Annotated in this window: 20 protein-coding genes; 6 read left to right on the plus strand and 14 right to left on the minus strand. The window is 51.3% G+C overall.

All coding sequences use genetic code 11. The features are described 5' to 3' along the window. Window positions 1-139 precede the first annotated feature (139 nt). Window positions 140-1,357: an MFS transporter gene (locus VN23_RS18985; protein ID WP_046351792.1), complete on the plus strand. Its 1,218-nt coding sequence runs from the start codon at window positions 140-142 to the stop codon at window positions 1,355-1,357. On the opposite strand, the gene VN23_RS18990 is transcribed toward VN23_RS18985, so the two are convergent. Then, window positions 1,354-2,751, minus strand: a complete 1,398-nt coding sequence (locus VN23_RS18990; RefSeq protein WP_082752851.1) for a methyl-accepting chemotaxis protein — start codon at window positions 2,749-2,751, stop codon at window positions 1,354-1,356. The two genes, VN23_RS18985 and VN23_RS18990, sit on opposite strands and share 4 nt — an antisense overlap. 275 nt (window positions 2,752-3,026) lie before the next feature. Here VN23_RS18990 and trhO point away from each other — a divergent pair, with 275 nt between their 5' ends. Then, window positions 3,027-4,019 (plus strand): oxygen-dependent tRNA uridine(34) hydroxylase TrhO, encoded by a 993-nt coding sequence (trhO, locus tag VN23_RS18995; protein WP_046351837.1) that lies wholly within the window; start codon window positions 3,027-3,029, stop codon window positions 4,017-4,019. A gap of 35 nt (window positions 4,020-4,054) precedes the next feature. After that, window positions 4,055-5,167: a metallophosphoesterase gene (locus VN23_RS19000; RefSeq protein WP_046351836.1), complete on the plus strand. Its 1,113-nt coding sequence runs from the start codon at window positions 4,055-4,057 to the stop codon at window positions 5,165-5,167. Between the two features lie 179 nt (window positions 5,168-5,346). Here the strand turns inward: VN23_RS19000 and VN23_RS19005 are convergent, their stop codons facing one another. The 6 genes from VN23_RS19005 to VN23_RS19035 form a co-directional block, all read right to left on the minus strand. After that, window positions 5,347-5,703, minus strand: coding sequence for a 5-carboxymethyl-2-hydroxymuconate Delta-isomerase (locus tag VN23_RS19005; RefSeq protein WP_046351791.1), 357 nt, complete (start codon window positions 5,701-5,703; stop codon window positions 5,347-5,349). Window positions 5,704-5,751: 48 nt separating this feature from the next. Further along, window positions 5,752-6,603: a mechanosensitive ion channel family protein gene (locus tag VN23_RS19010; RefSeq protein WP_046351790.1), complete on the minus strand. Its 852-nt coding sequence runs from the start codon at window positions 6,601-6,603 to the stop codon at window positions 5,752-5,754. A gap of 348 nt (window positions 6,604-6,951) precedes the next feature. Continuing rightward, window positions 6,952-8,406: an NAD-dependent succinate-semialdehyde dehydrogenase gene (locus VN23_RS19020; protein WP_046351788.1), complete on the minus strand. Its 1,455-nt coding sequence runs from the start codon at window positions 8,404-8,406 to the stop codon at window positions 6,952-6,954. A gap of 87 nt (window positions 8,407-8,493) precedes the next feature. Beyond that, entirely contained in the window at window positions 8,494-9,741 is a 1,248-nt protein-coding gene (gene gabT / locus VN23_RS19025; RefSeq protein WP_046351787.1) for a 4-aminobutyrate--2-oxoglutarate transaminase, read from the minus strand. Between the two features lie 176 nt (window positions 9,742-9,917). Next, on the minus strand, window positions 9,918-11,327 hold the full coding sequence (locus tag VN23_RS19030; protein ID WP_046351786.1) for an aspartate aminotransferase family protein: 1,410 nt from the start codon (window positions 11,325-11,327) through the stop codon (window positions 9,918-9,920). 477 nt (window positions 11,328-11,804) lie between these two features. Then, entirely contained in the window at window positions 11,805-13,133 is a 1,329-nt protein-coding gene (locus VN23_RS19035) for a glutamine synthetase family protein (protein WP_046351785.1), read from the minus strand. Window positions 13,134-13,257: 124 nt separating this feature from the next. Between VN23_RS19035 and VN23_RS19040 the strand changes: the two genes are divergently transcribed. Further along, on the plus strand, window positions 13,258-14,037 hold the full coding sequence (locus VN23_RS19040) for a type 1 glutamine amidotransferase (protein ID WP_052746573.1): 780 nt from the start codon (window positions 13,258-13,260) through the stop codon (window positions 14,035-14,037). A gap of 514 nt (window positions 14,038-14,551) precedes the next feature. On the opposite strand, the gene VN23_RS19045 is transcribed toward VN23_RS19040, so the two are convergent. Next, a complete protein-coding gene (locus VN23_RS19045; RefSeq protein WP_046351784.1) occupies window positions 14,552-15,304 on the minus strand; it encodes a gamma-glutamyl-gamma-aminobutyrate hydrolase family protein in 753 nt (250 codons plus the stop codon). Window positions 15,305-15,686: 382 nt separating this feature from the next. On the opposite strand from VN23_RS19045, the gene VN23_RS19050 reads away from it, so the two are divergent. Next, window positions 15,687-16,232, plus strand: a complete 546-nt coding sequence (locus tag VN23_RS19050; RefSeq protein WP_046351783.1) for a cupin domain-containing protein — start codon at window positions 15,687-15,689, stop codon at window positions 16,230-16,232. Here VN23_RS19050 and thrH read toward each other — a convergent pair. The 3 genes from thrH to VN23_RS19065 all read right to left on the minus strand — a co-directional run bounded on the left by thrH (window position 16,229) and on the right by VN23_RS19065 (window position 18,347). Beyond that, window positions 16,229-16,849: a bifunctional phosphoserine phosphatase/homoserine phosphotransferase ThrH gene (thrH, locus tag VN23_RS19055; RefSeq protein WP_046351782.1), complete on the minus strand. Its 621-nt coding sequence runs from the start codon at window positions 16,847-16,849 to the stop codon at window positions 16,229-16,231. The genes VN23_RS19050 and thrH overlap by 4 nt on opposite strands. An 80-nt stretch (window positions 16,850-16,929) precedes the next feature. Beyond that, entirely contained in the window at window positions 16,930-17,547 is a 618-nt protein-coding gene (locus VN23_RS19060; RefSeq protein ID WP_046351781.1) for a LysE family translocator, read from the minus strand. A 17-nt stretch (window positions 17,548-17,564) separates the two neighbouring features. Next, on the minus strand, window positions 17,565-18,347 hold the full coding sequence (locus tag VN23_RS19065) for a 2OG-Fe dioxygenase family protein (RefSeq protein ID WP_082752853.1): 783 nt from the start codon (window positions 18,345-18,347) through the stop codon (window positions 17,565-17,567). Window positions 18,348-18,488: 141 nt separating this feature from the next. Here VN23_RS19065 and VN23_RS19070 point away from each other — a divergent pair, with 141 nt between their 5' ends. Continuing rightward, window positions 18,489-19,391: a LysR substrate-binding domain-containing protein gene (locus tag VN23_RS19070; RefSeq protein WP_052746572.1), complete on the plus strand. Its 903-nt coding sequence runs from the start codon at window positions 18,489-18,491 to the stop codon at window positions 19,389-19,391. A 50-nt stretch (window positions 19,392-19,441) separates the two neighbouring features. Here VN23_RS19070 and arcC read toward each other — a convergent pair whose 3' ends face one another. From arcC to arcA, 3 genes are all read right to left on the minus strand, one after another. Continuing rightward, window positions 19,442-20,371, minus strand: coding sequence for a carbamate kinase (gene arcC, locus VN23_RS19075; RefSeq protein ID WP_046351780.1), 930 nt, complete (start codon window positions 20,369-20,371; stop codon window positions 19,442-19,444). 400 nt (window positions 20,372-20,771) lie between these two features. After that, window positions 20,772-21,782, minus strand: coding sequence for an ornithine carbamoyltransferase (locus VN23_RS19080; protein ID WP_046351779.1), 1,011 nt, complete (start codon window positions 21,780-21,782; stop codon window positions 20,772-20,774). 462 nt (window positions 21,783-22,244) lie between these two features. After that, on the minus strand, window positions 22,245-23,501 hold the full coding sequence (arcA, locus tag VN23_RS19085) for an arginine deiminase (RefSeq protein WP_046351778.1): 1,257 nt from the start codon (window positions 23,499-23,501) through the stop codon (window positions 22,245-22,247). Window positions 23,502-23,513 lie beyond the last annotated feature (12 nt).

Below are 23,513 nucleotides of genomic sequence, written 5' to 3' on the forward strand. Positions count from 1 at the left end.
TCTCTGCGATTTTTGGTGGAAGGCGGTGCGGGCTTTAATCTTAAAGATGGCACTGTATTCCTTTGTATTGTCTGAATTGTATATTTATATGTCGTAAGCATGCACGTAGTATGTAGGTCTACCCTAGAGGGCCTGCCGTATGCTGCTTGCTTCATTGAATTCGTTTAAAAATCGCTTATCTGATTTGCCACAAATGGCTTGGGGCTTGGCAGGGGCGTTGTTTGTTAATCGCCTTGGCGTGATGGTGAAGCTGTTTATGGCTTTGTATCTGCGCGAGGTGCTGGGGTTTTCGATTGATACCATCGGCTGGTTGCTGGCATGCAGCGGGGCGGGTTTATTGCTGGGGTCTTACGCCATTGGTGTGCTGAGCGATCATATGCCAACAGGCAAACTGGCTGTGCGGCTGATGTTTGCCAGTGGAGTGCTCTTGCTTAGCCTTACATTACTTGAGTCGGCTTGGCTGTTGGCACTGTTGTTGTTTTTATCGGGGGTGTGCGATGGGGGGGCGCGGCCTCTTAACCAGCGCCTGATTATGGAAAACTGCAGCTTGGCAGAGCGGCCACGGGCGCAGGCTTTGAATCGGGTGGCGGTGAATTTGGCTGTGGCGATTGCAGGTGTGTTGGGCGGTGTATTGGCGCATTGGGATTACCGCTGGGTGTTTGTGGTGAGTGCAAGCATGTCTTTTGCTGCGGCTTGCTGGCTGCGCTGGGCTTTACGGCGCTGGAGTGCGGTGCCGCTGGCTGGCAGTGCGCCAGCCGGGCCAGAGCAGGGGCTGGTCTCACCTTATTCGGATGGGCCCTTTATGGTTTTTTTGCTGGTGGGGGTGATGCTGGGGCTGGCTTACGAAACGGTTAACAGCATGCTGGGCAACTATCTGCTGGATTTTTATCAGCTGGGTGCCGGGGCTTTAGGCTGGCAATTTACGATCAATGGCCTGCTGGTGGTGGCATTGCAGATTCCATTAACCCGCGCCACAGAGCACTGGGGCGAGCGCGGCCAGCTTGCGCTTGGCGCTATCTTGCTGGCGATTGGGCTGGGCATGCTGCCTTTTGGGGTGGAGTGGGGCTTTGCCTATGTTTGCCTTTCTACCGCGATTTGGACCATAGGTGAAATCTTGTTTATGCCCACAATGAGCGTGCTGGTGATGCAGCGTGCCGAGGGGCGTAAAAGCGGCCATTATTTTGGGCTTTACGGGGTGTGCTGGAGTGTCAGTATGCTGATTTCACCGGTATTTGGCAGCCAGATATACAGCCGTTTGGGTGGGCATAGCGTGTGGTTTGCCTGCGCTGCGCTGGCTATTTTGGCGGTGCCGCTGATGGATAGGGCGGCAGTTAAAATGGCACCCTGTGCGGTTTAAGATTTCATTTTAAAAAATCCAATCACGTCTTCCAGCTTTTGCGCGTGCATGGATAATTCATCTGATGTATTGGATAAATCTTCGGCGGCTATTGCTGTGGCCTGGGTGACGTTATTTAATTTGGTGGCGGATAAGTTTATTTGTTCGATGCCAATAAATTGCTCGTGCGATGCGGCGGCTATTTCCTGGACTAGGTCGGCGGTTTTTCTGATTGATGGCACAATTTCATTGAGTAATGCGCCAGCGTGTTCGGCCTGCTCTACGCTATTGCTGGCTAAAACGCTGATTTCTTGCGCGGCGGTTTGGCTGCGCTCGGCTAGCTTTCTGACTTCGGCAGCGACTACGGCAAAGCCTTTGCCTTGTTCGCCTGCGCGGGCGGCTTCGATGGCGGCGTTCAGGGCTAATAGATTGGTTTGGTAGGCGATATCGTCAATAATGCTGATTTTTTTTGCAATTTCGCGCATCGCCAATACGGTTTTTTTAACTGCTTCGCCGCCTGCAATGGCATTCATGGATGAATGCACGGAGATATCTTCGGTAATGCGGGTGTTTTCATTGTTTTGCGCCACGGTGGCGGTAAGCTGCTCTAAATAGGCGCTGGTTTCTTCAATGCTGGTGGCTTGCTCCATGGCGTTATAAGTTAGATCTTTGGCTGATGCATTAATTAAATGCGATGTTTTTGCCAGCAAATGCGATGTTTCTGATATTTCGGCTAATACTTCGTGTAGTTTTTCTATCATATTGTGCAGGGCATAGAGCAGGCTGTTTTTATGATTGGCAGAAAACTCCCCGCGCAAATTGCCTGCTACTACTTCTAATATCAAACGCCGTGCTTCGCCGGGGCCACAGCCAATTCTATGAATAATCCCCATATAGGTTTGAGAAATAAGTAACACGCAAATGCAGCTAAGCATAAGGGTAGATACAGAAATAATAATGAACAGATCTTGTTGTTGCTGATGGTTGTTTTTTATATTTTCAGCATGCCTTTTTTCTAGGGAGGCAGATAGATTGTTAATCAGGGCAGGTGTTTTTTGATTGCTGCTGCTATTGGCTTGATTGGGCTCTTTTATAATATCCTGAAATATGGATTGCTCTGATTGATTAAACCCTGCTGCTTGAATAAAGCTTTGAGCATTAAATTCGGTATTGTCCTGGCGTATTTCTTTATAAATTTCTTGCGCTTGTGCTTGGCTAAAAATAGCGTTGGGCTGAGCTGGGTTTTTGTGAAGCTGGGCAATAAGCCATAGTGAGGCGTGTTGTTGCCTTTGGGCTAGATAAAGCTGATCTGCACTGACTTTGTTGTAATAAAGAATGGAATACAAAATAGCGATAAATACGAGGAATAATAAGGCTCTGGTAATAAAAATTTTCTTCATTGTGGGTATTGCCATTTTTAAAACCCCTGCTTGGAGCGCACTACTATCGGTTTATGATTAAAAAGTGGTGATTGTGGGGTAAGGCTCCCAGATTAAAATTAGCCCTTAGACGGGGCTTAATGCAAGGCCAGATTGGTATTTGTAATCATAAGCCCCATATAAAAAAGGCGCGGCTGACTGGCGGGCTGTTATTCATTTTTGCTTCAGGTAAACTTCGCCCTCGCTGTTTTGAGCGGTTTTTTTTACCTGGTCCATCCTTTACGCGGATGACCACCTGGAGATATAAAAATATGACGCATATTAATTTGCAAGCCACAGGTGTGGCAGAAAGTGGTTCGCAAGCCATTGTTGTGGCGGCCCTGTATAAGTTTGTAACGCTGGCCGATTTTGAAGCGCTCAAAGAGCCGCTATTGCAATCCATGCTGGATAACGAAGTAAAAGGCACCTTGCTGCTGGCTCAGGAAGGGATTAATGGCACGGTAGCAGGCTCCCGCGCTGGGATTGATGGCTTATTGGCGTGGCTAAAAAGCGATGCGCGTTTTATCGATGTGGATCACAAAGAATCGTATTGCGATGAGCAGCCGTTTTACCGCAGCAAGGTTAAATTAAAGAAAGAAATCGTCACGCTGGGCGTGCCGGGTGTGGACCCGAACCTAGCCGTTGGCACCTATGTAGAGCCAGAGGATTGGAACGCGCTGATTAGCGACCCTGAAGTGCTGCTGATCGATACGCGTAATGATTATGAAGTGGCGATTGGCACGTTTGAAGGCGCAATTGATCCTAAAACGGCGAGCTTTCGCGAATTCCCAGATTATATTAAGCAGCATTTCGACCCTGCCAAGCACAAGAAAGTCGCCATGTTTTGCACCGGCGGGATTCGCTGCGAAAAAGCATCCAGCTATATGCTTGGGGAAGGCTTTGAAGAAGTCTTCCACCTTAAAGGCGGCATTCTTAAATACCTGGAAACAGTAAAGCAGGAAGAAACCAAGTGGAATGGCGACTGTTTTGTGTTTGATAACCGCGTCACCGTTCGCCACGATTTAAGCGAAGGCGATTTTGATCTTTGTCACGCCTGCCGCCAACCGGTGTCGGTTGAAGAGCGCCAATCACCACATTACGTGGCCGGTATTAGCTGCCCGCACTGCTGGAATTCGCTCAGCGAAAAAACCAGAAATGGCGCGCGTGAGCGGCAAAAACAGATCGAGCTGGCCAAAAAACGCAATCAGCCTAGCCCGCTTGGCCGCAATATGCGGGATGCGCTGGCTAAGGACAAACTCATTTGAAACACACCACGCCGCCCCGTTCAACGCTGCTTGTGATGTTTAGCATTATCTTGCTGGCGCATGGTTATCTGGGAATACGTTTGTTTCCTGCTTTGGGTTTGCAAGGAGCGGGCTTGTTGCTGGGCTGGCTAGGCTTGCTGCTGTCTAGTCTGCTGCTACCCTTGGGTTTAGCCGCCAGATTTATCAGCCAGCCGCCTTGGGCCGATCGCCTTGCCTGGCTGGGTTTAACGGTGATGGGGCTGTTTTCTTCCTTGTTTGTGCTTTGCCTGCTGCGTGATGTGTCTTTGCTGCCTTTAGCCTATTTATTAAGCGATGCGGCATATAGCAGCTGGCAGCTTCAGAGCGCTTTGGGTGTGCTTGCGGGGGCGGCGCTATTTACTTTGGTGGGGCTGATTAATGCAAGGCGTAGCGCGGCGATTGTAGATGTGGCCGTATCGGTAGCCAATTTACCCGCTGAATTAGTAGGCTTTACCATTGCGCAAATCAGCGATATTCATGTGGGGCCAACGATTAAGCGGCCTTACCTAGATGCGATTGTGGATAAAGTAAATGGCCTTGGCGCAGATTTGGTGGCGGTAACGGGGGATTTGGTTGATGGCAATGTGGCCGATTTGTCCGCGCATACCGCACCCTTGGCCCGCTTAAAATCCACACACGGCACGTTTTTTGTAACGGGTAATCACGAATATTATTCTGGCGCGTTATCGTGGATTGCCGAGTTGCGCCGCCTTGGCTTGCAAGTGCTGCTGAACGAGCATGTTTTGTTCTCTCACGGTGGGCATCAACTGGTGGTGGCCGGAGTGACTGATTACGGCGCGGGGCATTTTTATCCCGATCATCAAAGTGATGCGCAGGCTGCCTTGGCAGGATCGCCCGATTCGCCGTTTAAATTACTCCTGGCGCATCAGCCGCGTAGTGCATTTAAGGCGCAGGATTTGGGCCTGCATTTGCAATTATCCGGCCACACCCATGGCGGGCAGTTTTTCCCCTGGAACTTCTTTGTGCGCTTTCAGCAGCCTTTTACAGCAGGCTTAAATCTATTGGGCAATGTGTGGGTGTATACCAGCCGAGGCACAGGCTATTGGGGCCCACCCAAACGCCTATTTGCCCCATCGGAAATTACGCGGATTACCTTAAGGCGAGGGTGAGTTTGTTGGTGAGAATTTGTAGCTTGAGCTTCACCTTAATTCTATTCGCTTAAGCAAAATCAACGGGAAATGAGGCTTTTGTAGGTTGGGGTTACGCGATAAAGCCTGCTAACCCAACCTACGAATTCCCCTTAAGCCCCTTAAATTGATAGGATTGGGTTTTACCTGCCCCACAATGCTCAGCTAGCTACATTCTTTGAGCCATAAGATCCGCGGTCGATGTCGATGATTTCGGCTCGAATGCTGATGTTTAATTGCTGAGGGTTATCTATCTTTAGGGCTTGAATAAGTGCGTCTGAGAGTGATTTTTTAACTTCAGCCGAGCGGCCACTGAGCAGGCGTAGCTTGATATGAATAAAGGCGCGGCCCTCATCGACATTGCCAATCAAAAAATCATCGAAGCCGATTGCACGGCTTTGGATATCCCCTTCAACAAAGTGCCCTGATTCAATCAGGGCATTATTTAATTGTTGCAGGGCAAGGCGGGGATTAAACCCGCTTAAATTTTTGCTGTATTCAATATTCAGATGGGGCATGGAGAAACCTTCAGGGTGAGAGAATCAGACCCTGAAGATTATATCTATTTAATCTACATGCTCAAGCTGGGCTTTTGATAAAGGCTTGCTCGTTTCATTGTGTTGGAAATGGTGCACAGTGCGTTGCGGGAAGGGAATGGAAATCTTTGCCGCATCAAATGCTTTTTTGATGTTTTCGGTGGTATCAAAAAAGATAGGCCAGTAATGTTCGCTATTGGCCCAAACGCGCACTGTAAAGTTAACCGAGCTTTCAGCCAAGGATGAAATCACCACCAGCGGTGCGGGGTCTTGGTGAATGCGTTTATCAGCATTCAATACGGATAAAATTACTTTACGTGCGTGATCGATATTATCGTCATAGCCAATACCAAATACAAAATCGACACGGCGGGTGGGTAGGGCGGAGTAATTGGTGAGGTTGCCATTGGCTAATGGGCCATTAGGCACCACAATTAATTTATTATCGCCAGTACGTAAACGGGTAGTAAAAATCTGAATACCTTCTACCGTACCTGCCTGACCTTGTGCCTCGATATAGTCGCCCGCTTTAAATGGCTTAAACATTAAAATCAGCACGCCACCTGCAAAGTTGCCCAAGCTACCTTGTAGCGCCAAGCCAATTGCCAAACTGGCCGCACCTAAAATAGCAATAAATGAAGTGGTTTCAATGCCAATCATTGAAGCAGCACTAATCAGTAGCAGCGCTTTTAATGCCACATTGGCAAGGCTGCCCAGAAAGTGGCGCAAAGTGGATTCAACATTACTGCGAGTTAGCATTTTATCGAGCAATTGCGTGGCAATACCAATTAGCTTCCAGCCGATAAAAAGAGTAATCAGCGCAGAAAATAATTTAGGTGCATAGCTGATTGCCTGAGCTTGCAGAATTTCAATCCAATTCATTCGATCCACTTTTATTTGGGTGACAATGGCTTTGATTGTCACAGATAGGGCTGGGTATTCGAAGTGAATAAATTACGTTTTATAAGGGAAATGATGCACAGAATGGGGGACGCAATCCAATCAACTTAACAGGGCAAAGCTGGGTTTTTACAGGGTGTGCAAGTTGTTTTTCTTGCGTACCGCCTTTTGGTGCGCAACGACTTCGTCGTTGTACACCCTATAACTGTTGGTTTGCTGTGCGTACAAATATTGAATCTTCGTAGGGCGGGAGCTTACCCGCGTATTTTTTAGCATCGCTCGCGGGTAAGCTCCCGCCCTAAGAAAAACATTTCGCATCAGAAAGCCTAATTAGCGATCAATCCCTCCCATGCACAGGCATTTGATCGAAATATAATCATCGATACCGTATTTGGATCCTTCCCGGCCCAGGCCCGATTGTTTTACTCCGCCAAAAGGGGCGAGCTCGCTAGAGATCGTGCCGGTGTTGATACCAACCATGCCGTATTCCAATGCTTCGGCCACACGCCAGATGCGGCCGACATCGCGGCTGTAGAAGTAGCTGGCAAGGCCGAATTCGGTATCGTTGGCCAGTTGGATGAGCTCTTCTTCGCTGCTAAATCGAAAGAGTGGCGCGAGCGGGCCAAAGGTTTCTTCACGAGCGACTTTCATTTTGGCGGTGACATTAAGCAAGACGGTTGGCTCAAAGAAGCTATGCCCCAGCGCATGGCGCTTGCCGCCGTGAGCCAGTGTTGCGCCTTGCTCCAGTGCGTCCTTGATATGTTCTTCGACCTTTTGCACCGCTTTGTCATCGATCAGCGGGCCTTGGGTCACGCCTTCCTCTGTGCCAACACCCACTTTGAGCTTGGCAACGGCGAGGGCGAATTTGGCGGCAAAGGCGTCGTAAACGCTGTCTTGCACATAGATGCGGTTGGCGCAGATGCAGGTTTGCCCGGCGTTGCGAAATTTAGAGACCATGGCACCTTCAACAGCGGCATCTAGATCGGCATCATCAAACACCACAAACGGCGCATTACCGCCCAGCTCTAGCGATACTTTTTTAATCGTATCGGCGCATTGCCGCATCAGCAATTTGCCGATGTCGGTAGAGCCGGTAAAGCTCAGCTTGGCCACATCGGGGCTACGCGTTAGCTCGCCACCAATTTCGCTGGCGGAGCCAGTAATCACATTAAATACACCGTTGGGAATGCCTGCCTCAGTGGCTAATACTGCCAAAGCCAGTGCAGAAAAAGGCGTTTGGGTGGCAGGTTTCAGCACAATGGCGCAGCCTGCGGCGAGAGCTGGCCCCGCTTTACGGGTGATCATGGCGTTGGGGAAATTCCACGGCGTAATGGCTGCGACCACGCCAATGGCTTGCTTGATCACCACCAGACGTTTGTCGGCCTGCGGAGCAGCAATCACATCGCCGTAAATACGCTTGGCTTCTTCTGCAAACCATTCAATAAAGCGTGCCCCATAGACCACTTCACCGCGAGCCTCGGCCAGTGGCTTGCCTTGTTCGGCGCTTAAAATTTGCGCGAGGTCTTCTTGATTCTCCAGCATCAACTCAAACCAGCGGCGCAAAATAACACTGCGCTCCTGAGCGGTTTTCTTTTGCCAAGCGGGCATGGCGAGCTTGGCTGCGGCAATGGCTTGAGCTGTTTCGCTGCGGCCCATTTTAGGAATATGCCCGATGACCTCCCCAGTAGCAGGGTTGTTCACCGCGATTTTTTCCGCAGCTTCTTGCCATTGGCCGTTGATATAGCAGGCTTGCTTAAAGAGGGCAGGGTTTTTGAGTTGTAACATGGGGATTCCTTTTATCTATGAAGGGTGGGCATGTTTTGTGCCTGCGCGTGGCGTTGGCATATAGCGCGTGAGCTAAACATACTCTCCCTAAGATGCCTTTACGGCTTGATCCAACATCCCCAAGGCTTCATCCAGTATCTTGTCTTCTATGGTAAGCGGGCAGAGGAAGCGGATCACATTACCGTACATCCCGCAGCTCAGTAGAATCAAGCCTAATGCTTGGGCTTGTGTTTTTACTTTTGCTGTGAACTCGGGTGATGGTTGGCTGTTTTCGGTGAATTCCACCGCCACCATTGCCCCAAGGCCGCGGATGTCGTGGATTTGCGGGGTGCTGGTTTTTAATCCTTCTAGGCATGCTTTAATTTTGCTGCCGATGATATTGGCACGGGTGCAGAGCTGTTCTTCTTCTATGATTTCTAGTACCGCCAGCGCAGCGGCAATGCCGATTGGGCTGCCGCCGTAAGTACCACCAAGGCCGCCGGGGGCTGCGGCATCCATGAGTGCGGCTCTGCCAATCACACCAGATAGCGGAAAGCCGCCAGCCAGTGATTTGGCGATGGTGATTAAATCGGCCTCAACGTTGAAATGCTCCATGGCAAATAGTTTGCCGGTGCGGGCAAAGCCGGTTTGAATTTCGTCTGCGATCAGCAAAATGCCGTGCTCATCGCAAATTTGCCGCAAGCCGCGCATAAAATCGTGGGGCACAGGGTAAAAGCCGCCTTCGCCTTGGACTGGCTCGATGATCATGGCGGCGATGCGCTTTGGATCTACGCTGCTTTTAAATAGCGCTTTTAAGCTGGCGAGTGCCGCGCTGCTGCTGATATCCCCAGATGGAAAAGGCGCGTGGTAAACATCGGCGGGGAAGGGACCAAAGCCGATTTTATAAGGGGCAACCTTGCCGGTTAGCGCCATGCCCATGAGTGTGCGGCCGTGAAATCCGCCAGAAAAAGCAATCACCCCAGCCCGCCCCGTGGCCACGCGGGCAATTTTGACGGCGTTTTCAACAGCTTCTGCGCCTGTGGTTAGGAAAAAGCTTTTGCATGGGCCGCTGATGGGGGCGAGCTGGTTGAGCTTTTCCGCCAGCGCCACATAGCTGGTGTAAGGCATGACCTGATAGCAGCTATGCGAAAAAGCATCGAGCTGGGCACTCACCGCCGCCTTGATCTTAGGGTGCAAATGGCCGGTGTTTAGTACGGCAATGCCTGCGGCAAAGTCGATATAGCGCCGCCCATCGATATCCCAAACCTCGGCATTCTTAGCCTTGGCAATAAAAACCTGCGTGCTAATGCCTACGCCACGTGGCGTAGCGGCAAGGCGGCGATCATTCCAGTCCATGTATTCACCTGCTGAGCAAGAGGGTTACAAAGGGGCAAAAACTTTAGCTTCCCCCTTTGTAAAAGGGGGATTGAGGGGGATTTGCTTTTGAATTAGCTTTCGCCTTTTTATCAAAAGATGCAAAGCGAAATCCCCCTTGGCCCCCCCTTTTCAAAGGGGGGAATACATCTCTATGTCTACAGACCTTTGGTCATTCCCAGCTCCCTCGCATATTCATCGACGCATTGCTTTGCCAGCCTGACAAATTCGTCGCACTGTGCGCGGGTCATGACCAGCGGTGGGGCGGCGATCATGCTGTCGCCGGTGGCGCGCATGACTAGCTGGTTTTTCAGGCAGATATCTCGGCAGCGCAGGGCCATGCTGCTGCCGTGCTCGAAACGCTTGCGGCTGGCTTTGTCTTCCACAAGGGTAAGGGCAAAGAAAAAGCCCAGGCTGCGCACATCGTCTACCAGCGGGTGATTGTCGAAAGCGTCGTGCCAGAGCTGGGCGGCGTAGGGGGCGACGTCTTCATTCATGCGCTCGATAATGCGTTCTTTTTGCAGGATGCGGATATTGGTGGCGGCAACGGCACAGGCGACGGGGTGGCCAGAGTAAGTAAAACCGTGGTTAAAATCGCCGCCTTCAATTAGCACTTTGGCTACGGTGTCGTGGACTAACACACCGCCAATCGGGATATAGCCCGAGCTTAAGCCTTTGGCGATGGTCATCAAATGTGGGCGTATGCCGTAGTGCTGGCTGCCAAACCATGAGCCGGTGCGGCCAAAGCCGCAAATCACTTCGTCGGCGATAAGTAAGATGCCGTAATGATCACAAATGCGCTGGATTTCCGGCCAGTAGGTGGAAGGGGGAATAATAATCCCACCCGCGCCTTGCACCGGTTCGCCAATAAAGGCCGCGACGTTTTCAACGCCCAGTTCCAAAATTTTTTGCTCCAGCGCGCGGGCGGCTTTTAGGCCGTATTCCTTGGGGCTAAGCTCGCCGCCATTGGCATACCAGTAGGGCTGCTCGATATGGGCAATGCCAGGGATGGGTAAATCGCCTTGCTCGTGCATATAGTGCATGCCGCCGAGGCTTGCCCCACCTATGGTCGAGCCGTGATAGCCGTTTTCGCGGCCGATGATGGTTTTCTTTTGCGGCTGGCCGAGCGTGGCCCAGTAATGACGAACCATGCGAATAATGGTGTCGTTCCCTTCTGAGCCAGAATTGGTATAAAAAGCGTGATTAAAGCCTTCGGGGGCAACTTGCGCCAAGAGGCTGGATAGCTCGATTACCGGCGGGTGGGTGGTTTTAAAAAAGGTATTGTAAAAGGGGAGTTGCAGCATTTGCTGGTAAGCCGCTTCGGCCAGCTCCTGCCTGCCATAGCCAATATTCACGCACCAAAGCCCGCTCATGGCGTCAAAAATTTTATTCCCTTCCGAATCATATAAATAAACCCCCTCGCCCCGGGTAATCACCCGTGAGCCGTGGGCATTGAGCGCGGCGGTATCCGAGAAGGGGTGGATATGGTGGGCGGCATCCAGCGCTTGGTATTCGGCGGTGCTGCGGCTAGGGCTGGAGTGGCCTTGGCTGATGGGATTCGGATTCATCGAGTGTCTCCTTGTTGCTGGGTGGGATTGTGCCCATATGAGTGCATTGTAGGGCGGGTGAAACCCGCCGTTTATAAGCAATTCAAGTCAAAAACTGTATTTTTATTAAGTGCCTTCGGTACGTTGTATTTTGGCGCGGCATCCCCGCGGGAGACTCCCTTTCTTGAACGGCCAAGAAAGGAAGCAAAGAAGGCCGCCCCACGGAACACGAAGGCCCCTCGCTGCGGACAATCGAGGCGGCGTCAATTCAACTCGCTTCGCTCAAACACGAATTGACGACTACTCCGCCCCGCTTGTTCCTCGCTCGGCGTGTTTCAAGGGGAGATTTAAGCCCCGTGCTGAGCGTTGTTATATAAATTCATTTTGCTTAGCTTGGTACAACTCAAACTCTAACCTCAGCACATTTCTAAATGCTTTCCTCCGTGAAACTCCGTGTTCTCTGTGCCCTCCGTGGTTCAAGGTTTGGGTTTTGCCGCATCAAACATGCAGCAGCAAATGTTTTCTTTCCCATGGGCTGATGACTCTTGCGTATTCGACGTATTCGGCTTCTTTTACGGCGCAATAGGCTTTGATAAATGGCTCGCCCAACACGGCGGCTATGGGTTTGCAGTCGCTGAGGATTTGCGTTGCAGCGTCGAGGCCTCTGGGGAAGGCGAAGGGGAGCGTGTAGGCGTCGCCTGTGAGGGGCTCGCTGGGTTTGAGTTGTTCTTCAATGCCTAAATAGGCGCAGGCTAGTGTGGCGGCGAGGGCCAGATAGGGGTTGCAATCCACGCCGGGCAGGCGGTTTTCTATGCGGCGGGCCACTGGGTCGGAGTGGGGCACGCGTATGCCGCAGGTGCGGTTATCAAACCCCCATTGCACATTGATCGGCGCGGCGTAGTAGCGGGTCAGGCGGCGGTAGCTGTTTACAAAGGGGGCGAAGAGCGCGATCACTTGTGGGAAGTATTTTTGCATGCCCGCTACCGATTGATAAAACACCTCGCTGGGCGTGCCGTCCACATTCGAAAACACATTCTGGCCACTGACTTCATCCACTACGCTCATATGAATATGCATGGCCGAGCCTGGCTCGTTTTCCATTGGCTTGGCCATAAAGGTGGCGTACATATTGTGGCGGATGGCCGCTTCCCGCACCGTGCGTTTAAACAGAAACACCTGATCGGCCAGCTCCAGTGCATCGCCGTGCAAAAAATTGATTTCCATCTGGCAGGCACCAATTTCGTGGATCAGCGTATCTATCTGCAGACCTTGTGCATCGCAATAGTCGTAAACGTCTTCGAACAGGTCGTCATATTCATTTACTGCATCGACGGAATAGGCTTTGCGGCCGGTTTCCGGGCGGCCGGTGCGCCCCACGGGCGGTTGTAAGGGCAGATCCGGATCACGGTTGATATCAACCAGATAAAACTCCATTTCAGGCGCAACGACCGGTTTCCAGCCCCGGTCTTCATAGAGCTTCAGCACGCGGCGTAGCACATAGCGAGGGGACAGCTCAACCGGCGTGCCGTCAAAATGAAAGCAATCGTGAATCACTTGCGCAACGGGGTCTTTGGCCCATGGAATGATGCGTATGGTGTTGGGGTCTGGAATCAACAGCATATCGGGATCGGTGATGGGGGTGATGTGTTCGGCGTATTCACCGGTCACGGTTTGCACCAGTACGGTAACGGGCAGGCGCATGCCTTCATCTTCGCTGAATTTTTCTTTGGGCACGATTTTGCCGCGGGCAATGCCAGTGAAATCGGGCGTAACGCATTCAACTTCAGTGATTCGACGTTCTCGCAGCCAGTCGCTGATTACGCTCATGGTTGACTCCGTTTTGAAGTGGGCATTTTTATAGAAAATTGATACGGGCTAGGTGTGTTTTTACAGTTTCTTTTCTTTTAATTACTTAGGCTTTAGGTGTCGATTACTCCTTTGGAAATCAGTCGTGAAACCCATCGCAATCTGTCGTCATGAAGCCATTCAAGGGCCGGGTTATTTACAAGCCTTTTTAGAGAAACACGCCATTCCCTACCGTGTTTTTGCCATTGATGCGGGGGATACACCTCCTCGTTGTGCTGCCGAATTTAGCGGCGTGGTGGTTTTGGGCTCGAATGCGGGTGTTAATGATGGCTTGGCCTGGATTAAAAGAGAGGAGGCTTTGCTTAAAGATGCATTAAGGTTGGAGCGCCCCATTCTTGGCCATTGCTTTGGCGGGCAGCTGTTATCCAAAAGCCTGGGGGGCCAGGTACGTCGTAATGTCGTGCCGCAGATCGGCTGGGGCAAAGTGCTGGTGACCAAGTTTGATGAGTCGCGCCAATGGATGGGCGAGAAGCGGGAGCTGGATATGTTCCACTGGCACTTCGATACTTTTGAAGTGCCACGCGGCGCTAAGCGCACCCTGTTTGGCTATTACTGCATGAATAAGGGCTTTGCGCTGGGGCCGCATCTGGGTTTGCAATCGCATTTGGAAGTCACCGCGCAAAGTATTCGCCAGTGGTGTGCCGAGGATAGGCAGGTGTTGCAACAGTGGCAGGGGCAAAGCTCGGTGCAAAGCGAGGCGCAGATTCTGCATCATCTGGATGAAAAAGTAGCCGTGCTGCATCAGCTTGCCGATCATGTTTACGAGCAGTGGTTGTGCGGTATTTCTGGCGTATTGCACGCGCACTTTCGCCAGCCCAAACGCCCACATGGTGGTGCTGGCTGGCTGGAAGCTTTGAAACGTTAGGTGTGTGGGTTTAGGCATGGTGATGGCTTTGTTGTGTTGGGGTTTTGTTGCATCAATGAAAAACCGTAGGCCGGGTGCAAGCCGCCGCATTAAAGTAATATTTTTAGTGCCTTCGGCACGTTGATTTAGGTGCGGCATCCCCGCGAAGTATTTGATTTCTGAACGGCCAGAAATCATAGTACGCAAAGAGGCCGCCCCGGCCAGCACGAAGGCCCCTCACTGCGGATAATCGGCTCGGCGACAAAGGCTGCTCGGGAGCAAGCCCGCTACCCCTTTGCCGAAACCCCGAGCCGATTATTCCTTGCTTCGGCGTGCTTCAAGGGGACTTTTAAGCCCCCTGCTGAGATCGTGGCGATTACATTTTTTCATTGTTTGCTAATGTAAAAGCTAGCTGGTTTTATTAAAGCTGAGCGGGGGCGATTCATCGTTTGCGTATACAAAATTAAATCGTTTTTCTCCGTGAAACTCCGTGTTCTCTGTGCCCTCCGTGGTTCAAGATTTGGGTTGCGGAACATCAGTTGCTAAGCATCCTTGCTAGGTGGCGTTTTTTGCAGGCGGTGCCGAAGCCTGCGAGTAGGGCGAGCGATAGTGGGTTGTTTTGGAATTTCCACTCTGGGTGCCATTGCACTGCGAGTGCGAATGCGGCGTTTTTTACGCTGAAGGCTTCGATCAGGCCATCGGGGGCGAGGGCTTCGGCTTGCAGCTTGTCGGCGAGCTTTGCCACGCCTTGATGGTGGAGTGAGTTCACTCTGGCTGTGCTCTGGCCGTAGAGCTGCTCAAGTAAGCCGCCTGCAATCAGCTGAATATCGTGTGCTTCCTCGTACATCTCATCAGTGCTGCCGTCTTTTTCGCGGTGATCAAGCATGCCTGTTTGCTGGTGGACGGCTTGCTCCAGCGTGCCACCAAAGGCCACATTCATTTCTTGTGCGCCCCGGCAAATTCCAAATACGGGAATGTCTAAAGCCACCGCCGCACGGATCAACGGCAGGGTGGTGGCATCTCTTTGTGGGTCGTTAAAATCACCTTCTAACAGCTTGCCGTGGTAGTGCTGCGGCTCGATATTAGATTGGCTGCCGGTCAGCAGCAGGCCATCAAGAGTCGTCAATATTTGCGCAATCTGGCTGGCGTCGCCAAGGGCAGGAATCAGGAGCGGAATACCACCTGCCGCCAACGCAGCATGGATATATTTCTCACCCGCAAGGTGAAAAAAATGGCTGTCTTTTAACCACCAGCGGCAGCAGGGTATCCCGATAACAGGCTGAGTCATGATAGGCCTCGGTGTGTGTGGCTTGCTGGATGGGCACCAATTATTCCCCCCATATGCATCACTAAAGCCAAAAGCACGCAGTGCATTTTTTGTAGGGAGGGTGAAACCCGCTCTACGGAGATTCAATGCTTGCAGCAGGGCCGGATGCCTTATGGTAATTGGCTAATTTGATGCCCATCCAACATAGCTTTAAGCTTAGTTCGTTAACTATATTTGACAAGTTTTTGCTGTCATTGTGGCTGTAATTATTTTCCTGTACGCGGGATAAATCTCCAATTCGCTTGCTATGTGGTGCTGTGGCGCAAAGATAAAACCTTTCTGGCTAATTGCGTGGGCATGGCATATTTTTAGAGCGTGTTGATTATTTTGAACGGGTAGCCCAATGGACGTAGGGGCAAGGCTTAAGGTAGTGCGAGGGCGATTTGCTTTATCTCAGCGCGAATTAGCCAAGCGGGCGGGGATGACCAATGCCACGGTGTCTTTGATCGAGCAAAACCGCGTCAGCCCGTCGATTAGCTCATTAAAAAAGCTGCTGGAAGGGTTTCCGATGTCCCTTGCGGAGTTCTTTACTTTTGAGCAAGAAATGGCTGCACCCAGCTATATTTTCCCCGCAGGTACGCAGCCCAATTTAGGCAATGCGTCTGTGCAAATGCATTTGGTTGGCTCAGGGGTTACGGATAGGCAAATTGGCTTGCTGCGCGAGCAATATCAGCCGGGGGCCGATACCGGCAGCGAGATGTTGCAGCACGAGGGGCAGGAATGTGGGGTGTTGGTGAGCGGCCATATGGAGCTGACCATTGGCGGGCAGGTGCATCTTTTGCAGGCGGGGGATGGCTATTATTTTCCGAGCAATTTACCGCATCGTTTCCGCAATATCGGCGATGGCGCTGCCGAAGTGATTAGCGCCAATACGCCGAGTTCTTTTTAATTCACCGATAAGGCACTGCCATGCTCGAGCATAATGCCATCCAGAATATCCTGATAACTTAGCGCGATGCGCAAGTCGGGCGCGGCTTGCTGTGTTTCTGCTGAGGGGCGAAATAAATAACCCTGCGTGGCTTTGCGCAGCATGCTGAGATCATTAAAAGCATCGCCTACAGCCAGAGTGCGGGCGCCCATCGCAGCAAATTCTTCGATCACTTCATGCTTACCCTTTGCGCGGCTAAAACGGGCTTGGCGAATCTGGCCGTTGGCTTTACAAATCAAGCGATGGCAGCGCAGCTCTGGCTGGCCCAGCGTATGCCACAGCGGTAGCAGCATTTCTTGAAAAGCATCGGAAACCAGCACAATACGGTAGTGTTTTTGCAGCTGTTTTAAGAATTCAATTGCGCCTGGCAGAGGGGCCAGCTTGGAGATCATATATTCAATATCGGCAATGCCTAGCCGGTTTTCATTCAAAATACTGATTCGTCTTGCCACCAGCTGCACATAATCCGGCTCTTCTCGCGTGGTAATGGCAAGCGATTGAATACCGGTAAAGTGGGCAATATGTGGCCACATTTCCGGAATCAACACGCCTTCCATATCGATACATGCAATTTTCATTTTTTAGCCCCTTGGGATGGATAGGTGAATGGCGTAAAGGATAAGCACACCGCTCGGGCAGGGTGCTTTTGTCCTTCGGGCTAATGTGTGAGCGGTGCAAAGGCAAGCGATACACCCAGCCCAAGCAGGGCGCTACCGATGATTTTATTGAGCACACTTTGCCCGTTAATCATGGCGGATCTTAAAGTTTGGTGAGAGAAAAACAGCGCTACCAGCGCAAACCAAATGCCATGCGCTAAAGACATAAATAAGCCATAGCCAATTTGCTGCGCCAGCGGGGTACTTGGGTTAACAACCTGGGTGTAGGTACTCACCACAAAAAGAGTCGTTTTAGGATTAAGCACATTGGTTAGAAAGCCGTTTCTTAGTGCAGAAAAAGGGCTTAAACCCGAATCAGCGCTCAGATCTATATCAAGTTTACTTTTGCTGGTAAAGGTGGTGTAGCCGATATAAATCAGGTAAATAGCGCCTGCAATTTTGATCACTGTAAATAGCGTGGGCGATTGTGAAATGATCAGCCCTACACCTAACATGGTGTACATCACATGGATTTGCACGCCCAAGGCAATCCCCAGCGCAGCTAATAAACCTGCTTTGCGGCCGTAAAGATAGCTATTGCGGGTGACCATAGCAAAATCAGCGCCGGGGCTGATAACGGCCAGAATGGTGATAAGAGCGACGGCGAAGATTTCGTTCATTGGATTTATCCTTTATATCAATCGGGAATGATTGGGGATTGCGCTTTGCGGCGGAAGGTAATAACGAGCACATCGCGGGAAGCCAGCCGATCGCTATCGAGCTGCATGATGGGCGTTACGCCGTGCAAGACTTGCTCATCATTGACGAGCGCCATGTCCAGCGGATTGGTCAAAACAAATTGATCTAAGCGATTTTTATTGAGATCGTAAATGGTGGTTGCGCCATTCACCATATTGGAGCGCTGTACCATCAGCATCATCACAAAATTTACGCCATCCCGATGCACACCTTCTGGTGTGGGCAGGCCTGCTTCTTGTGCATTGGCTTCGATGCGAAATTGATGTGCCTCAATATGCCAGTCATGCTCAGGCATCAACTGGCCAAAAATATCGCAAGCCAAGGTCAGCAAGCTATTCATGCTGTGGCTTTGCATCACTGCATCGCTGATGGGCGCATAGTGGCGGGCAATTCCGCCGTTCAAATTATTGTAATTTAAGCTTTGGTAATGCGGCTGATGTGCTTCTTTTTGCCATTCTAGGCTTGCTGCTGGCGCGCTGAGTGTGGCGTGTTTGCGTTTGCGATAGCTGCCTTTGTCTGCCATATAGGTGTCTAAAGAAAGATCAGACCAGCTATTTTGAAATGCATCCCAATCTTGCAGGGCCGTAGCCTGCTGTTGTTGCAATAGTGATTTGACGCGTTCTGCGGGGATAAAACAGAAGTTTTTCTGAGCAATTTGCGCACGTACTTGCTCTAGATCTGAATACGCCTGCTTGTCATCACGGTAAGGTATTTGCAGCATTTAAAAATCCTATTTTTCACATTTAGATTGATTAATGGAAGTTGCGCGTCAGCTATCACATAGCTTCCTGTTATTTTGTCTATCTTGCTCGTTCAGTAAAATCGATTTATGCTCAATAAAATCAATGAGAAAAAATCAACTATGAGCATCCGGATTCCTTCACTTAATGCTTTGCGGGTATTTGAGGCAGCAGCGCGCCATCTCAGCCTGATTCGCGCTTCAGAAGAATTATTTGTGACGCAGGGGGCGGTAAGCCGCCAGATTAAGCAACTGGAAGAAAGCTTGGGGGTGTTGTTATTTGAGCGCCGTAATCGGGCGATTTTTTTAACGAGAGAAGGCGAACTACTCAAAAACACCTGTCAGGAGATGCTGGCGCAGCTGGCGCTTACATTGCAAAAACTCAAGGGAAATCCTTACGACAGGCCCTTGGTGGTGTCGTGTGAGCCGACTATTGCCATGCGCTGGCTGATTCCTCGCTTAAGCGATTTTCATATTCGCTATCCGGCGATTCAGCTGCACTTATTTACGGCGGGTGGCGTGGTTGATTTTAAGGGCGGGCATATTGATCTAGCTATCAGGCGCAATGATTTCAACTGGGGAAAAGATTGCTACTCAGAAGAAATAGGGCAGGAAAAAGTGGGGCCGGTGTGCGTGCCCGAGCAGCTGCAAGATGGGCAGATTAACTTTGAGCAGAGTCGCCTTTTACATACGCGTACTCGCCCGGATGCTTGGGCGCGTTGGGGCGTGCTGGCGCAGCAGGGGGTGACGAGTCGTCATAATTCATATTTTGAACATTTTTATTTAAGCTTGCAGGCGGCAACGGCAGGCTTAGGCGTGGCGATTGCTTCGGCCTATATGATAGAAGAAGAGCTAAAAAATGGCCGTCTGATTGCGCCTTATGGCTTGCTGCCCGATGGCTCTAGCTACGTTGTATTATCCGCAGAGCCGTTTGCTCAAGATGAGCGGCGTTTGGTGTTTTTGGATTGGCTAAGGCAGGAGTTTCAAAAATCGGATGAGCTATTGGGGCGTTTGCTGGCGGGTTAGATGCCGTAACGCATTGCGCTACGGCATAAAAGTGAAGGACGCAATCAATCTCAACGGTAGCTTAGTTCGGTTGCATGTGTTGAAACCCGTGTGCCTGCCGTGCCTTGCACAATGGCTTCAATATCACTGAGCGAGCCGATGACGGCTACTTTGCCGGTATTGCGGGCAAATTCGCAGGCGGCTTGTACCTTTGGTCCCATCGAGCCTGCGGCAAAACCTAAGCGTTCTAATTCATCGGGATGGGCGCTGGCGATGGCTTTTTGTGTGGGCTTGCCATAGTCAATAAAGGTGGCACTCACATCGGTGGCAATCACCAGTAAATCGGCGCTTAGTTCTTCTGCCAGCAGGGCGGAGCAGAGGTCTTTGTCGATGACCGCTTCAATGCCGTGCAATTTCCCTTCTTTATCGTAACAAGTCGGAATCCCGCCACCACCCGCACAAATTACGATGGTGCCGTGCTCTAGCAGCCATTTTACCGGGCGAATTTCAAAAATACGTTTAGGCCTAGGGCTGGCCACTACGCGGCGAAATTTGTCGCCATCAGGGGCAATCGACCAGCCTTTTTCGGCGGCCAGCCTATCGGCGTCTTCTTTGCTGTAAACCGGGCCGATGGGCTTGGTTGGGTTTTTAAAAGCAGGGTCGGCAGCGTCGACTTCTACTTGGGTCAGAATGGTGGCGAAAGGCGTTTCGATGGGCAGCAGATTGCCTAGCTCTTGCTCAATCATATAGCCGATCATGCCCTCGGTTTCGGCTCCTAATACATCGAGCGGATAGGGGCTGACTTGGCTGTAGGCGGCATTTTGTAAGGCGAGCAGCCCCACTTGTGGGCCATTGCCGTGGGCGATGACTAGCTCATTGTTTGGGGCAACGCGGGCGATTTGTTTGACGGCGATGATGACGTTTTCACGTTGATTATCTGCACTCATGGCTTCGCCTCGACGAAGCAGAGCATTGCCGCCTAGGGCGATGACGATACGCATAATGAATCCTTTATTGCGGTTTACGCCGCAACTTTTAGTGCCTTCGGCACGTTGATTTAGGTGCGGGATCCCCGCGGGGACTCACTTTCTTGAACGGCCAAGAAAGTAAGCAAAGAAGGCCGCCCCGACCAGCACGAAGGCCCCTCACTGCGGACAATCGAGGTGGCGTCAATTCAACTCGCTTCGCTCAAACACGAATTGACGACTGCCCCACCCCGCTTGTTCCTCGTTTCGGCGTGCTTCAAGGGGAGATTTAAGCCCCGTGCCATGCGCGGCGAAAAAAATCCAGATTGCTGATTTGGACACGCTCAACACCCAAGGACAACAGGCTTACTTCAAACCTGTTGTCCTCCGTGAACCTCCGTGGTTCAAGATTTGGGTTCTGTCAGTGCAGCTAAGGTTAAATATCCCCCAAGGTTGAAACCAGAATGGCTTTGATCGTGTGCATGCGGTTTTCTGCTTGCTCGAAGGCGATGTTGGCTGGGGATTCGAACACTTCATCGGTGACTTCAACGCCGTTGGCGAGGAAGGGGTATTTTTCGGAGATTTGCTTGCCCATTTTGGTGTCGCTATTGTGAAAAGCGGGCAGGCAGTGCATAAATTTTGTCCGCGGGTTGCCTGAGGCTTTCATCATGGCGCTGTTGACCTGATAGGGCAGCAGTTGCTTGATCCGTTCGGCCCATGCTTCAACGGGCTCGCCCATCGATACCCATACATCGGTATGGATAAAATCGACGTCTTTTACGGCTTCTAGTGGGTCTTCGGTTAGCATGATTTTTGCGCCGGTGTCGCTTGCAAACTTGCGACATTGGGCGACGAAATCATCGTGTGGCCAGAGTGCTTTGGGGGCGGCAACGCGTACATCCATGCCCAGTTTTGCGCCAATTAAGAGCAGCGAATTGCCCATATTATTGCGGGCATCACCCAGATAGGCGTAGCTGATATCGTGCAGCGGCTTGTCGCTGTGTTCACGCATAGTTAGCACGTCGGCCAGCATTTGGGTGGGGTGATATTCGTCGGTTAAGCCGTTAAACACGGGTACACCGGCGAAGGTGGCTAGTTCTTCAACAATTTCCTGGCTATAGCCGCGATATTCGATGGCGTCGTACAGCCGGCCCAGCACGCGGGCGGTGTCTTTCATGCTTTCTTTATGACCAATCTGCGATGAGCTAGGGTCGATAAAAGTGACGTTTGCGCCTTGATCGTAGGCGGCCACTTCAAATGAGCAACGGGTACGGGTGGAGGTTTTTTCAAAAATTAGCGCAATATTTTTGCGTTTTAGATGCTGCTGCTCAGTGCCGGTGTATTTAGCGCGTTTCAGATCCCGAGATAAATCCAGCAGATAACGTAGCTCACGGGTGGTGTGATGCATCAGGCTAAGCAGATTACGATTATGCATATTGAAGGACATGATTTTCTCCAGCAAACGAAAGAAATACAAAATGGACCAAGCGGCATCAGGGGGCCGCTGATTTCCTATGAGCAAAGCAAAAAAGATCGTTTAAGTGCCTTCGGCACGTTGATTTAGGTGCGGGAATTCCCGCGAAGTATTTGATTTCTGAACGGCCAAGAAAGTAAGCAAAGAAGGCCGCCCCGGTCAGCACGAAAGCCCCTCTCTGCGGATAATCGGCTCGGCGAAAAAGGCTGCTCGGGAGCAAGCTCGCTACCCCTTTTCCGAAATCCCGAGCCGCTTATTCCTCGTGTCGCGGCTTCAAGGGGAGGGTAAAAGCCCCGTGCTACGAGCCAAAAAGAACCACAGATTGCGGCGTTTGAAAAAATTCAAAACGCAAAGAAAACGATTTTTCTCCGTGAAACTCTGTGTTCTCTGGGACCTCCGTGGTTCAAGATTTGGGTTTTACAAGCGCTCAGCTAATTAGTAATCAACTGGATCGCGGATAATTGGGCAGGTCATGCAGTGGCCACCGCCTCGGCCACGGCCTAGTTCGGCGGAGCTGATGGTGATGACCTCTACGCCGGCTTTACGCAGCAGGGTATTGGTGTGGATATTGCGGTCGTAAGCTAAAACTACACCGGGTTGCAGGGCGACGACGTTGTTGCCGTCGTCCCATTGCTCGCGCTCGGCTTCAAAAGAATTGCCGCCGGTTTGCACCACGCGCAGGGCAGGTAATTTGAGCGCTTCGGCGACGACATCCAAGAAGGGTTTACTCTCACGGCGTAGGTCGATGCCGTTGGGTTTGCTTTCGTCAGGGCGCAGGCTGAAGGCGACGATTTGTTTGACCACTTCAGGGAAAATGGTGACTAAATCCCGATCGCAAAAGCTGAATACGGTGTCCAGATGCATGGCAGAGCGTGATTTTGGCAGGGCGGCCACAATCACTCGCTCGGCGGCTCCGGCTTTAAATAGTGACATGGCGACTTGGCCGATGGCTTGATGCGAGGTGCGCTCGCCCATACCAATCAAGACCACGCCGTTGCCAATCGGCATGACATCGCCGCCTTCCAGTGTGGCACTGCCGTGATCGACATCTGGATCGCCCCACCAGACCTTGACATCGGCGGCAGCAAAATCAGGATGGAATTTATAAATAGCGGTGACGAGCAGTGTTTCTTGTCGTCGTGCCGGCCAATACATCGGGTTGAGCGTTACGCCGCCATAAATCCAGCAGGTGGTATCGCGGGTAAATTGGGTATTCGGTAGTGGCGGTAGGATAAAGCTGGCATTGCCGAAGTTTTCGCGGAAGATGCTCAGCACTTCGGATGGCGTATCGGCTGGCAAATCGGGAGCAACTACCCCACCCATTAAGAATTCGGCCAAATGGCGTGGCTCTAATGAATCCAGCCAGCTACGTACTTCTTCCAGCAAACCAATGCCAACCAGATCTGCGGTGATCTTGCGATCGAGTATCCATTTTCTGGCTTCAGGAATCGCCACGGTGGTGGTGAGCAGATTGTGCATCTCAATCACATCCACACCACGTTCACGCATTTTGGAAACAAAATCAAAATGATCGCGTTTGGCCTGGCTTACCCACAGCACATCATCAAACAATAAAGAATCGCAGTTATTGGGTGTCAGCCGCATATGCGCCAGCCCCGGCGAGCAAACCATTACCCGTCTTAGCATGCCCACTTCAGAGTGAACGCCTAGTTGTAGATTTTCGGTACTCATCACATAGCTCCT

The organism is Janthinobacterium sp. B9-8 (genome assembly GCF_000969645.2).
Lineage (GTDB): Bacteria > Pseudomonadota > Gammaproteobacteria > Burkholderiales > Chitinibacteraceae > Iodobacter.

What these genes read in the sequence shown, in the direction of transcription:
- VN23_RS18985 (WP_046351792.1), top strand. Translation starts at nt 140, where the DNA reads ATGCTGCTTGCTTCATTGAATTCGTTTAAAAATCGCTTATCTGATTTG.
- VN23_RS18990 (WP_082752851.1), bottom strand. Translation starts at nt 2,751, where the DNA reads ATGGCAATACCCACAATGAAGAAAATTTTTATTACCAGAGCCTTATTA.
- trhO (WP_046351837.1), top strand. Translation starts at nt 3,027, where the DNA reads ATGACGCATATTAATTTGCAAGCCACAGGTGTGGCAGAAAGTGGTTCG.
- VN23_RS19000 (WP_046351836.1), top strand. Translation starts at nt 4,055, where the DNA reads ATGTTTAGCATTATCTTGCTGGCGCATGGTTATCTGGGAATACGTTTG.
- VN23_RS19005 (WP_046351791.1), bottom strand. Translation starts at nt 5,703, where the DNA reads ATGCCCCATCTGAATATTGAATACAGCAAAAATTTAAGCGGGTTTAAT.
- VN23_RS19010 (WP_046351790.1), bottom strand. Translation starts at nt 6,603, where the DNA reads ATGAATTGGATTGAAATTCTGCAAGCTCAGGCAATCAGCTATGCACCT.
- VN23_RS19020 (WP_046351788.1), bottom strand. Translation starts at nt 8,406, where the DNA reads ATGTTACAACTCAAAAACCCTGCCCTCTTTAAGCAAGCCTGCTATATC.
- gabT (WP_046351787.1), bottom strand. Translation starts at nt 9,741, where the DNA reads ATGGACTGGAATGATCGCCGCCTTGCCGCTACGCCACGTGGCGTAGGC.
- VN23_RS19030 (WP_046351786.1), bottom strand. Translation starts at nt 11,327, where the DNA reads ATGAATCCGAATCCCATCAGCCAAGGCCACTCCAGCCCTAGCCGCAGC.
- VN23_RS19035 (WP_046351785.1), bottom strand. Translation starts at nt 13,133, where the DNA reads ATGAGCGTAATCAGCGACTGGCTGCGAGAACGTCGAATCACTGAAGTT.
- VN23_RS19045 (WP_046351784.1), bottom strand. Translation starts at nt 15,304, where the DNA reads ATGACTCAGCCTGTTATCGGGATACCCTGCTGCCGCTGGTGGTTAAAA.
- VN23_RS19050 (WP_046351783.1), top strand. Translation starts at nt 15,687, where the DNA reads ATGGACGTAGGGGCAAGGCTTAAGGTAGTGCGAGGGCGATTTGCTTTA.
- thrH (WP_046351782.1), bottom strand. Translation starts at nt 16,849, where the DNA reads ATGAAAATTGCATGTATCGATATGGAAGGCGTGTTGATTCCGGAAATG.
- VN23_RS19060 (WP_046351781.1), bottom strand. Translation starts at nt 17,547, where the DNA reads ATGAACGAAATCTTCGCCGTCGCTCTTATCACCATTCTGGCCGTTATC.
- VN23_RS19065 (WP_082752853.1), bottom strand. Translation starts at nt 18,347, where the DNA reads ATGCTGCAAATACCTTACCGTGATGACAAGCAGGCGTATTCAGATCTA.
- VN23_RS19070 (WP_052746572.1), top strand. Translation starts at nt 18,489, where the DNA reads ATGAGCATCCGGATTCCTTCACTTAATGCTTTGCGGGTATTTGAGGCA.
- arcC (WP_046351780.1), bottom strand. Translation starts at nt 20,371, where the DNA reads ATGCGTATCGTCATCGCCCTAGGCGGCAATGCTCTGCTTCGTCGAGGC.
- VN23_RS19080 (WP_046351779.1), bottom strand. Translation starts at nt 21,782, where the DNA reads ATGTCCTTCAATATGCATAATCGTAATCTGCTTAGCCTGATGCATCAC.
- arcA (WP_046351778.1), bottom strand. Translation starts at nt 23,501, where the DNA reads ATGAGTACCGAAAATCTACAACTAGGCGTTCACTCTGAAGTGGGCATG.